This window comes from Variovorax sp. GW460-12-1-14-LB1, assembly GCF_059423605.1.
The window spans coordinates 1-11,425 of sequence record NZ_JBWKYF010000031.1 but is presented as its reverse complement, the minus strand read 5'-3'; the positions used below and the strand labels follow the sequence as shown (position 1 = coordinate 11,425).

The 11,425-nt window shown below is 69.4% G+C and carries 9 protein-coding genes; 6 read left to right on the top strand and 3 right to left on the bottom strand.

The annotated features are described in order from the left end of the window. The first annotated feature begins 11 nt into the window (after positions 1-11). On the top strand, positions 12-425 hold the full coding sequence (locus tag AC07Y4_RS16990) for a DsrE family protein (protein ID WP_070063008.1): 414 nt from the start codon (positions 12-14) through the stop codon (positions 423-425). 40 nt (positions 426-465) lie between these two features. Here AC07Y4_RS16990 and AC07Y4_RS16985 read toward each other — a convergent pair whose 3' ends face one another. Beyond that, positions 466-792 (bottom strand): ArsR/SmtB family transcription factor, encoded by a 327-nt coding sequence (locus tag AC07Y4_RS16985; RefSeq protein WP_062473861.1) that lies wholly within the window; start codon positions 790-792, stop codon positions 466-468. A gap of 287 nt (positions 793-1,079) precedes the next feature. On the opposite strand from AC07Y4_RS16985, the gene AC07Y4_RS16980 reads away from it, so the two are divergent. From AC07Y4_RS16980 to AC07Y4_RS16960, 5 genes are read left to right on the top strand one after another with little or no spacing between them, the layout of a single operon-like run. Next, the gene (locus AC07Y4_RS16980; protein WP_487847482.1) at positions 1,080-2,186 is read left to right on the top strand and encodes an efflux RND transporter periplasmic adaptor subunit; all 1,107 of its coding nucleotides are present in this window, start codon (positions 1,080-1,082) and stop codon (positions 2,184-2,186) included. Continuing rightward, positions 2,183-5,293 (top strand): MexW/MexI family multidrug efflux RND transporter permease subunit, encoded by a 3,111-nt coding sequence (locus AC07Y4_RS16975; protein WP_487847483.1) that lies wholly within the window; start codon positions 2,183-2,185, stop codon positions 5,291-5,293. Before AC07Y4_RS16980 ends, AC07Y4_RS16975 begins: the two co-directional genes overlap by 4 nt. Positions 5,294-5,305: 12 nt before the next feature. Beyond that, positions 5,306-6,748, top strand: coding sequence for an efflux transporter outer membrane subunit (locus AC07Y4_RS16970; protein ID WP_487847484.1), 1,443 nt, complete (start codon positions 5,306-5,308; stop codon positions 6,746-6,748). 38 nt (positions 6,749-6,786) lie between these two features. Further along, on the top strand, positions 6,787-7,452 hold the full coding sequence (locus AC07Y4_RS16965) for a helix-turn-helix transcriptional regulator (RefSeq protein WP_487847485.1): 666 nt from the start codon (positions 6,787-6,789) through the stop codon (positions 7,450-7,452). A gap of 51 nt (positions 7,453-7,503) precedes the next feature. Then, positions 7,504-8,085, top strand: coding sequence for a superoxide dismutase (locus AC07Y4_RS16960; protein WP_487847486.1), 582 nt, complete (start codon positions 7,504-7,506; stop codon positions 8,083-8,085). A gap of 48 nt (positions 8,086-8,133) precedes the next feature. On the opposite strand, the gene AC07Y4_RS16955 is transcribed toward AC07Y4_RS16960, so the two are convergent. Together AC07Y4_RS16955 and AC07Y4_RS16950 are read right to left on the bottom strand one after the other, a co-directional pair. Beyond that, positions 8,134-10,719, bottom strand: a complete 2,586-nt coding sequence (locus tag AC07Y4_RS16955) for a hypothetical protein (protein WP_487847487.1) — start codon at positions 10,717-10,719, stop codon at positions 8,134-8,136. 105 nt (positions 10,720-10,824) lie between these two features. Next, complete coding sequence (locus AC07Y4_RS16950) at positions 10,825-11,202, bottom strand: VOC family protein (RefSeq protein ID WP_070063002.1); 378 nt, start codon at positions 11,200-11,202, stop codon at positions 10,825-10,827. Positions 11,203-11,425 lie beyond the last annotated feature (223 nt).

The following is an 11,425-nucleotide window of genomic DNA, read 5'->3' as shown; positions in this document are numbered from 1 at the left end:
AGGGTTTCCCCATGAGACACGCATTCATCGCTTTCCTGCTCGCCATGGTCGCCACGTTCGCGGGCGCGCAGGAGACCAAGGTGGTCTACCACGTGAACACCGGCGTGGAGAGCAGCGCCGCCATCCTGGCGAACATCACGAACCACCTGAACGCGGACCCGAAAGCGAAGATCGTCGTGGTCACGCACGGCCCCGGCATCGACTTCCTGCTGAGCGATGCGAAGGACAGCCGGGGCCGCGAGTTCAGCGGCCCCGTGAGCGCATTGGCCGGGCGCGGCGTGGAGTTCAAGGTGTGCAACAACACGCTGACCACGCGCAACATCGACGCGGGCAAGCTGCTGATGGAAACCAAGGTGGTGCCCTCGGGCGTGGCCGAGGTGGCGCGGCTGCAGGCGAAGGAAGGCTACGTCTACCTGAAGCCCTGAGGCGCGAAAGCCGGCTGATGCCGGCCTTCTTCTCTTCTGCTTATTCCTGCTCGATGGCGATCTGCACGCAGATGCTGCGGCACAGCGCCACCACGGTCTCGTTCGCGATGCTGTAGTAGATGCTCACGCCGTCGCGGCGTCGCGCGAGCACGCCCGCCTGGTAGAGCGTGTTCAGGTGCTGCGACATGTTGGGCTGCGTGGTGTCGATCTGCGCGAGCAGCTCGCTCACGTTCTTCTCGCCGTTGCACAGCAGGCTCACGATCTTCAGCCGCATGGGCGCGGCCATGGCCCGGAACAGGTCGGCGGCCATGTCGAAGACCTCGTCCTCGGTGACAGCCGCGGACTTCTTACGGGGTTTGGTGGCCATGCTGAATAGGTTCATGCGCAGGTCGCAATGTACATCGGCCCTTGGCGGCGCGAGCGATGTCCCGGCGGCCGTATGGCGATTGCACGCCGGCGCCGCGTCACAAAAGCGACGCGCTGCCCGTCTTCGGGTTGCGGGGATGTCCCCGCGCAACCACCCGGAGCACCCACCATGCACGCCACGCCAAAGATAGCCCTGCCCTATCGGGGCCATTGCCACGTCTTTCTCGACAGCGTTCGGACGCGATTTAATAATCAAAGTACTTTCTTTGATAAAAAAGCAGGTTGCGTATGAACAAACAATCCAGGACCTGGCTCGGCGCCGGTCTCACGGTCGCGGTGCTGGGCGCGGCGGGCTACGGGTTCGTGGCGAAGTTCCAGCCGGCCCATGCACAGGGCGGCGCCATGCCGCCGGCCAAGGTGGCGGTGGCCCCCGCACGGCAGACCGAGATGGCGCGCTTTCTCGGCGGCATCGGCACGCTGGAGGCCAACCGGCAGGTCGAGGTGCCGGCCGAGGTGGAGGGCCGGGTCGCGAAGATCCTTTTCACGCCGGGCGCGCAGGTGCGTGCCGGCCAGCTGCTGGTGCAGCTGAACGACGCGCCCGAACAGGGCGACCTCGAACGGCTGCGCGCCCAGCAGGCCAATGCCAGGGCCCTGCTCGAGCGCACGCGCCGCCTGCTGCCGCAGCAGGCCGCCACGCAGGAGCAGATGGAACAGGCGCAGGCCGCCTTCGACCAGGCCAGCGGCGAGCTGCGGCGCGTGCAGGCGCTCATCGAGCAGAAGCACATCCGGGCGCCGTTCGACGGCGTGCTGGGCATCCGCAAGGTCAACCTCGGCCAGTTCGTGCGCGCCGGCGATGCGCTGGTGTCGCTCACCGATGCGCGCACGCTGTTCGCCAACCTCACGCTGCCCGAGAACGCGCTGCCGGCACTGCGGCGCAACCAGGCGGTGGCGCTCGCGGTCGATGCCTACCCGGGCCGCGTGTTCCCCGCCAAGCTCAGCGCCATCGAGCCCATGATCGGCAGCGACACGCGCACCGTGCGGCTGCAGGCCACGGTCGACAACGCCGACGGCGCGCTCACGCCCGGCATGTACGTCAACGCCAAGGTCGCACTGCCCGCGCGCGCCGACGCCATCGCGGTGCCTGAAACCGCCATCACCTACAGCACGCACGGCGACTCGGTGTTCGTGGTGCGCGCCGGCGAAAAAGGCGACGGCTTCTCGGTGCAGCAGGTGTTCGTGAAGACCGGCGAGCGGCAAGACGGCCTGGTCGTCGTCGAGCAAGGCCTGAAGGCCGGCGAGCAGGTCGTCACCTCAGGCCAGCTGCGCCTGTACAACGGCGCCGCCGTGGCCCCGGCCGCGAAGGACACGCTGGCCCTGCAGGACGCGAAGTCATGAAGTTCACCGACCTCTTCGTGCGCCGGCCCGTGCTGGCGCTGGTGGTGAGCACGCTCATCCTTTTGCTCGGCGCGCGCGCGCTGGTCGACCTGCCGGTGCGCCAGTACCCGCTCACCGAGAGCACCACGCTCACCATCACCACGCAGTACCCCGGCGCTTCGCCGGAGCTGATGCAGGGCTTCGTCACGCAGCCCATCGCGCAGGCGGTGGCGACCATCGAGAACGTCGACTACCTGTCGTCGTCGTCCACGCTGGGCCGCAGCGTGATCAGCGTGCGCATGAAGCTCAACGCCGACGCCAACCAGGCGCTCACGCAGGCGATGGCGCAGGTCAGCCAGGTGAAGTACCGGCTGCCGGCCGAGGCCTTCGACCCGGTGATCCTGAAGTCGTCGGGCGAGGCCACGGCCGTCGCCTACGTGGGCTTCTCGAGCAAGACGATGCCCGTGCCGCAGCTCACCGACTACCTCTCGCGCGTGGTGCAGCCGCAGTTCGCGTCGATCGAGGGCGTCTCGGGCGTCGAGGTGTCGGGCGGGCAGACGCTGGCGATGCGCGTGTGGCTGGACGCCAACCGCATGGCCGCGCGCGGCATCTCGGCCGGCGAGCTGGCCGACGCGCTGCGCCAGAACAACGTGCAGGCCGCACCCGGGCAGGTGAAGGGCCTGTACGTGGTGTCGAACATCCGCGTGAACACCGACCTGGTGAACGTGGCCGAGTTCCGCGACATGGTCATCAAGCGCCAGACCGACGGTGGAAGCGACGCCATCGTGCGCCTGGGCGACGTGGCCACCGTGGAGCTCGGCGCGGCCAGCGCCGACAGCAGCGCGACGATGGACGGCGACAAGGCCATCTACCTCGGCCTGCAGGCGGCGCCCAACGGCAACCCGCTGGTGATCGTGAAGCGCATCCGCGACCTGCTGCCCGGCATCAAGCAGAACCTGCCACCGGGCGTGGAGGTGCAGCTGCCCTTCGAGCTCGCGCGCTTCATCGAGGCCTCGATCGACGAGGTGCAGAAGACGCTGCTCGAAGCCATCGCCATCGTGGTGCTGGTGATCTTCCTGTGCCTGGGCTCGCTGCGCGCGGTGCTCATTCCGGTGGTGACCATTCCGCTGTCGATGCTGGGCGCGGCGGCGCTGATGCTGCTGTTCGGCTTCAGCATCAACCTGCTCACGCTGCTGGCGATGGTGCTGGCCATCGGCCTGGTGGTGGACGACGCCATCGTGGTGGTGGAGAACGTGCACCGCCACATCGAGGAAGGCAAGTCGCGCGTGCAGGCCGCACTGATCGGCGCACGCGAAGTGGCCGGCCCGGTGATCGCGATGACGCTCACGCTGGCCGCGGTGTACGCGCCCATCGGCCTCATGGGCGGGCTCACGGGGTCGCTGTTCAAGGAGTTCGCCTTCACGCTCGCGGGCGCGGTGGTGGTGTCGGGCGTGATCGCGCTCACGCTGTCGCCGGTGATGAGCTCGTTCCTGCTGCCGCAAGATGCCACGGCGGGCCGCATGGCGCGTTATGCCGAGGCCTTCTTCCACAAGCTGGCCACGGCCTACGGGCGGCTGCTCGACGTGTCGCTGCACCACCGCTGGGTCACGGGCCTGCTGGCGGCGGCCGTGCTCGTGAGCCTGCCCTTTCTGTACAACGCGGCGCAGCGCGAGCTGGCGCCCGGCGAAGACCAGGCCATGGTGATGACCGTCATCAAGTCGCCGCAGCACGCCAACATCGACTACGTCGAGAAGTTCGGCCAGACGTGGGACGAGGTGCTGGCCAAGTTGCCCGAGAACACCGGCCGCTGGCTCATCAACGGCTCGGACGGCGTCTCCAACAGCATCGGCGGCGTGCAGCTGTCCGACTGGAAAGATCGCCAGCGCAACGCCGACCAGATCCAGGGCGACGTGCAGGGCGGCATGAACGAGGTCGAGGGCAGCAGCGTGTTCGCCTTTCAGCTGCCGTCGCTTCCCGGTTCGACCGGTGGGCTTCCGGTGCAGATGGTGATCCGCAGCGCGGGCGACCATCGCAGCGTGTTCGAGGCGATGGAAACGCTGAAGAAGGCGGCGCGCGAGAGCGGCAAGTTCGCCGTGGTCGACAGCGACCTGGAGTTCAACAACCCCGTGACCGAGGTGCGCGTGGACCGCGCCAAGGCCAACAGCATGGGCGTGACCATGAAGGCCATCGGCGACACGCTGGCGGTGCTCGTGGGCGAGAACTACGTCAACCGCTTCGGCATGGACGGGCGCTCGTACGACGTGATTCCGCAGTCGCCGCGCGACCAACGGCTCACGGCCGAGGCCCTGTCGCGCTACTTCGTGAAGAGCGCGAGCGGCCAACCCGTGCCGCTGGCCAACCTGGTGCAGCTGTCGACCAGCGTGGGCCCCAACAAGCTCACGCAGTTCAACCAGCTCAACGCCGCGACCTTCCAGGCCATTCCGATGCCGGGCGTGACCATGGGCGACGCCGTGGCGTTCCTGAGCGAAGAGGCGAAGAAGCTGCCGGCCGGCTTCAGCTACGACTGGCAGTCGGACGCGCGCCAGTTCACGCAGGAGGGCTCGGCGCTGGTGATGGCCTTCGTGTTCGCGATCGTGGTGATCTACCTGGTGCTGGCCGCGCAGTACGAGAGCCTGCGCGACCCGCTGATCATTCTGGTCAGCGTGCCGATGTCGATCTGCGGCGCGCTGGTGCCGCTGGCGCTGGGCTTTGCCACCATCAACATCTACACGCAGATCGGACTGGTGACGCTCATCGGGCTCATCAGCAAGCACGGCATCCTGATGGTGGAGTTTGCCAACGAGATCCAGGAGCGCCTGAACCTGGAGCGCCGCGCCGCCATCGAGCAGGCCGCGCGCATCCGGCTGCGTCCGATCCTGATGACCACGGCCGCGATGGTGGTGGGCCTGGTGCCGCTGCTGTTCGCGAGCGGCGCAGGTGCCAACAGCCGCTTCAGCATCGGCCTGGTGATCGTGGTCGGCATGCTGGTGGGCACGCTGTTCACGCTGTTCGTGCTGCCCACCATGTACACGCTGCTGGCGCGCGACCACCGCACGGTGGGCCGCTCGCAGCGCGCCGCCGAACTCGAGGCGCTCGTGGCGCGCGAGCCTGCCGGCGACACCGTCTGAGACACCGGGAGCATGACCATGACGACAAGAAGACTCTTCTCCTACGCCGCACCGTTCGCCCTCAGCCTGCTGGTGCTGGCCGGTTGCGCGGTCGGGCCGAAATACGCCGCGCCGAACGACGCGCCGGTGGCCATCGCCGCCCCCGAGCGCGCGCTGTTCGCGCCCGACGCGGTGCAGCGCGACTGGTGGCGCCAACTCGACGACCCGCAGCTCGACGCGCTCATCGAGCGTGCGCTGGCCGGCAACCACGACATCCGCATCGCCCACGCGCGGCTGCTGGAAGCGCGTGCGATGCAGACCGAGGCCGAACTCGACCGCCTGCCCGTGGTGACGCTGGGCGCGAGCAAGACGCGCAGCATTGCGCAGGGCAACGGCGTGCCGGCCGATGCGCGCACGCTGGCGCAAAGCAGCCGCGCGGGCTTCGACGCCGGCTGGGAGATCGACCTGTTCGGCCGCCTGCAACGGTTGGACGAAGCCGCCACCGCGCGCGCCCAGGCCAGTGCGGCCGACCTCGAACAGGTGCGCATCGTGGCCGTGGCCGAACTGGCGCGCAACTACTACGAGATGCGCGGCGCCGAGCAGCGCCTGGCCGTGACGCAGCGCACCCTCGAGAGCCTGCGCCAGAGCCTGCGCGTGACCGAGGCGCAGGTGCGCACCGGGCGCGGCCTCGAAGGCGACCTGGCCAGCGCGCAGGCCAACCTGGCCAGCACCGAGAGCCAGCTGCCCGCGCTCGAGACCACGCGCCGCCAGGCCGCGCACCGCGTCGCCGTGCTGGCGGGCCTGCGCCCGGCCGAGCTGGCGCCGATGCTGCAGCCGCACCCGCTGCGCGTGCTCGACAAGCGCCTGCCCATCGGCGACCTGGGCGATCTGCTGCGCCGCCGGCCCGACGTGCTGCGCGCCGAGCGCGGCCTGGCCGCCAGCACGGCCGACGTGGGCGCGGCCACGGCCGAGCTGTACCCGCGCGTCGACATCGGCGGCTTCCTGGGCTTCATCGCGCTGCGCGGTGCCGACCTGGGCAGTTCGTCGAGCCGCGCCTTCAGCGTCACGCCCGGCGTGAGCTGGCCTGCGCTGCGGCTGGGCTCGGTCAAGGCCCGCCTGCGCGGCGCCGAGGCGCGTGCCGAGGGCGAGCGCGCCGTCTACGAACAGACCGTGCTGCGCGCCATCGAGGACGTCGAAAGCGCCCTCACCGGCTACGGCCAGAACCAGCTGCGCCTGCAGCGGCTGCTGGAGGCCTCGGCCCGCAGCGGCCGTGCCGCCGAGCTGGCCGAGGTGCGCTACCGCGAAGGCGCCGCGCCCTACCTGAGCGTGCTCGACGCGCAGCGCACCCTGCTGCGCGCGCAGGATGCCGTGGCCGAGGCCGAAACCGCCTCGTTCACCAGCCTCGTCGCGCTTTACAAAGCGCTCGGTGGGGGGTGGCAAGCGCCCACAGATGCGAAGGGAGGGCCAACCACCTGACAATGACGCTGTTTTCTCCCCCCACGACCGAAGCCGCCATGTCCTCCCCCGATGCCACCAAGCCCACCTGGATGCCGCACCAGCCGGCAGACCGCATCCTCTCCACGCTGAAGACCCGCGGCGCGCTCGGCATCCCCGACATCGCCAAGGTGCTGCACGTGACGGTCGAGGCGGTGCGCCAGCAGATGTCCAAGCTCGAGACCGAAGGGCTGGTGGACGCCGAGAGCCGCTCCAGCGGCCGCGGCCGGCCCACCCAGATCTGGCGGCTCACCGGCGAGGGCCACCGGCGCTTTCCCGACACACACGCCGAGATGACGGTGCAGATGATCAGCGCCGTGATCAGCGTGTTCGGCGAAAAGGGCATGGACCAGCTCATCGGCGCGCGCGAAGCCACGATGCGCGCCACCTACACCGAGGCCATGCGTGGCGCGCGCAACCTCGAGACGCGGCTCGAACGGCTCGCGGACATCCGCAGCCGCGAGGGCTACATGGCCGAGTACCGGGCCGAGGGCGACGGCTTTCTCTTCATCGAGAACCACTGCCCCATCTGCACCGCGGCGCAGGCCTGCACCGGCTTTTGCCGCAGCGAGCTGCAGCTCTTCGACGAGGTGCTGGGGCCCGAGGCCGACGTGAGCCGTGTCGAGCACGTGCTCGCGGGCGCGCGGCGCTGCGCCTACCGCATCGTGCCCAAGGCCCGCGCCTGAGGCACCGAACTGTTTTTTTCCCTTCCACCAACTAGAAAGAAAGACTCCACCATGGAACACACCCTTCCCCCACTGCCGTACGCCATCGACGCGCTGGCCCCCGAGTACTCGCAGGAAACGCTCGAGTTCCACCACGGCAAGCACCACAACGCCTACGTGGTGAACCTGAACAACCTGCAAAAGGGCACCGAGTTCGAAGCGATGACGCTCGAAGAGATCGTCAAGAAGTCCAGCGGCGGCATCTACAACAACGCTGCCCAGATCTGGAACCACACCTTCTTCTGGAACTGCATGAAGCCCCAAGGCGGCGGTGCACCGACCGGCGCGCTGGCCAAGGCCATCGACGCCAAGTGGGGCAGCTACGACGCCTTCAAGGAAGCCTTCGTGAAGTCGGCCGTGGGCAACTTCGGCTCGGGCTGGACCTGGCTCGTGAAGAAGGCCGACGGTTCGGTGGACATCGTGAACACCGGCGCCGCCGGCACGCCGCTGACCACCGCCGACACCGCGCTGCTGACGGTGGACGTGTGGGAACACGCGTACTACATCGACTACCGCAACCTGCGCCCGAAGTTCGTCGAGACCTTCCTGGCCAAGCTGGCCAACTGGGACTTCGCGGCGAAGAACTTCGGCTGAAGCCCGCGCTGTCGGCATGAAGAAAAGCCGGCCTGCGGGCCGGCTTTTTCATGGGCGCGCCGTCACCATCCAGTCGATCCAGCGCGCCACGTAAGCCTGATCCAGGTCGAAGTAGTGGGTGTGCGCGCCCAGGCCGAGGCAGGCCTCGTGCTCGGCCGCGACGCACCAGGCCGGCGGCGTCGTCACCGGCTCGTAGGGCTTGTCGTCCTCGCCCCAGAGCCAGCGGCCCACGTAGTCGCCGGCCGTGTAGAGGTTGACCCAGCGCGCCACGCCGACCTGGGCCGCGCTCGGCCCGCCGCCGTTCGCGTCTTCCGCCGTCACCCAGCCGTAGAGGTGCGGAAAGCGCGCCGCATACAGCTGGCGCAGCGGACAGCCGGCGGTGAGCAGCAGGAGCCGGCTCTTGTTGAGCGCCGCCCAGAGCTCGGTCACCCGCGCATCGACCTGCTGCGCCGCGCGGAACTGCAGGTAGCGCAGCAGCTCGGTCGAGATCACCGTGCCCTGGCTGTGGGCCACGATCACGATGCGGTCGTAGCCCTGCGCCGCCACGTGCTCCAGCAGCGACACGTAGCGCGAGAAGATGCGCGCGCGCGGAATGGCGCGGCGCGGGAACTCGCGGAAGTGGCCGTCGACGTCCAGCGCCACGTCGAGCGGCATGCGCAGGCCCGGCACGGTGCGCGTGAGAAAACCGCCGAGCAGCGAGACGGAAGCGGCCAGCGTGGCGGCGGTGAAGATCAGCGGCTTGAGCCCGCTTTGCGACAGCGCCGACACCCAGATCACCGCCTCGTCGATCCACCCCCCGACCGAGACATTGCACTGCTTGAGCACCAGCAACAGGGCCACCGCGAAGGCGACCACCACGCTGGCGCTGGTCAGCACGGCGACGAAGCGGTCCAGCCGCCGGTAGCCCGCGCCGAGCCAGCGGCCCAGGCCCTGCGAGGTGCCGAAGGCCACCTTGAGTTCGGCGAACAGGCTGGGCACCAGCACCGCCACCAGGTAGGCCAGCAGCGACAGCGTGAGGCCGGCCGTCAAGGCGAAGGCCTGCGTGCTCTTCTCGTAACGGTTGTGCAGGAAGTTCGCGCCGTCGGCCCAGTAGATGCCCTTGCCGAACCAGAACGGCGCGTAGTCGACGTCCTTCGCGCCGAGTTCCACGAGGTTCGTCAGCACGGCCCACGACACCATCGACAGCGCCACGAACGCCGCCACCGACACGAACAGCCCGAGCCGCCCCGTGGCGATGCTGGCGCGCGCGGCGGCGCCGCGGTCGGGCACCGTCTCCCCGGCGAGCAACCAGGCGATGAGCAGCACGCCGGCCACGCCCCACCAGGCCACGACGCCCAGCAGCAGGTACTCGACCACCCGCATGCCGGCGCGCACCCAGTGGCGCAGGTCGTCCGTGGCGCCCGCGGCCGAGGCGTTGATCGCCACGTGCACCAGCAGCGCCGCCGCGGTCAGTGCCATCAGCCCCAGCCCCCAGGTGCGCGCCGCCGGAAAGCGGTCGCGCGCGATGCGCAGGGCGCGGTCGGCCAACGCGGCGAGCAGCGCCAGCCAGGCCACGCCGACCACCCAGTGCGCGGGCACCAGCGCCCACAGGAACCAGCCCGCCAGCAGCGCGTACAGGCCCACCACGATCCGCGAGGAGGCCTGGGTGCGCGCCTGGTAGCAGTACCACCAGATCGCCAGCACCGGCACCGCCACGGCCAGCACCCGGCGCAGCAGTTCGGTGAGCGACAACGCATGGGGCGCGGGCTCGACCCGCGCCAGCCCGCCGAGCCCCGCGATCACCAACCCGACCAGCAGCAGCTGCAGGAAGAGGTTGGCCAGCAGGTTGGCAAAGGCCCAGTCGAGCGCGGTCTGCAGCTTCGCCAGGCAGGCCCAGCGCCGCGCGCCCGGAGGCCTGGGCTTCCTGTTCACACCCGCCGCTTCGGCGGCGCGGTCCACCGCATCGCGGCCCAGCTGCGAGAGGCGGAACACGATGGTGAACAGCTCGGCGACGATGCGCGCCACCGAGCCCGGCAGGCGCGACAGGTCGGCCCAGTACATCTCGTGCACGTCGATGCGCTGCTGCACCGGCTGCCCGTGGGCATCGGTGGCGTCGCGCGTCATGCGCACGCGCGTGGCCTCGTAGGCCTCGTGGTCGGGCTCGGCGCGCTGCGACTTGAACAGCAGGTAGTCGCTGAAGGCGATGTCGGGGTTGCTCTTCTTCAGCTCGCGCGGCGTGAGCGGCCCGCGTCCCTTGGCGGCGCGCACCACGCCCGCGTCGTCGGCCTCGGCGGTCGAGATCCAGTCGTCGGCGCTGAAGTCCGAGGTCTTCGACTGCCGCATGGCCTTGCGCACGGGCGGCACGTAGGCCTTCTGCGCGGCGGCGCCTTCCGTGGCGGCCTTCTCGGTCTTGTCCTGATGCCCCGTGCGCTGCTGCACCATCGAGGTCAGCGGCGGCACCGGCAGCAGGTGGCTGTCGCAGTCGGCCTGGCGGTAGGTGGCGCCCTCGCCGGGGTGGTTGAGCATCAGCGAAGCGATGGCGCGGGCCGTGTCGCCGGCCTTCTGGTCGGCCACGCCATGGATGGCGATGACCGCGACGCGCTCGGGGCGCGCGGATGGCTCAAACGTTGACTGCTCGGGCGACGGTGCGCTCATGTGGGAACTCCTCCATGCCAGGCCGGTGCATGGCAGGAGGAATTGTCCGCAGCGCGTCGCCCTTGGCTTCCCCCAAACGGGGGATGCCGGATGGACAGGGGCTCCTCAGACGTTGATGAGGTTCAGGATGTTCCCGTCCGGGTCCTTGAACCACGCGACCTTCATGTCGCCCATGACGTGGATGTCGCCCGCGAGCGTCGTGTCGGGCATGTCGTAGTGCTCGAAGCGCACGCCCTTGGCCTTGAGCGCGGCCACGAGGCGCTCGATGTCGCCGTCGACCGACCAGGTCACGGCCGTGGCCTGGTTGGTGCCCGCGAAGGCCGAGCGGTAGACATTGAGCCGCGTGTTGCCGCTGCGGTAGACGATGACCTCGTCGCCTTCGGCGTCGACCTGCGCGAGGCCGAGCGTGTCTTCGTAGAAGCGTCGGGCCACGGCGAGGTCTTTCACCGCCAGGTTGGCCACTGCGTTGATGTGTCCGAGCATGGGAGCCTCCTGCAAAGAGGAAGGTCGCCCGGAAGCCGCCGAGCGCCGGGCGAGCCAGAAATACTCAACCATTTGGTGGAGTATTCGACGCGTGATGGGCGGTGTCAAGGCGTCCGAAAGTACGCACCGCCCCGTGTTCTGCCCCCGCCACCCGAGACGAGGGCCATCGCGAACCGCGAAAACCCTGCATCGGCACTTCCGGCAGACTGCATCCCCCCTGCCC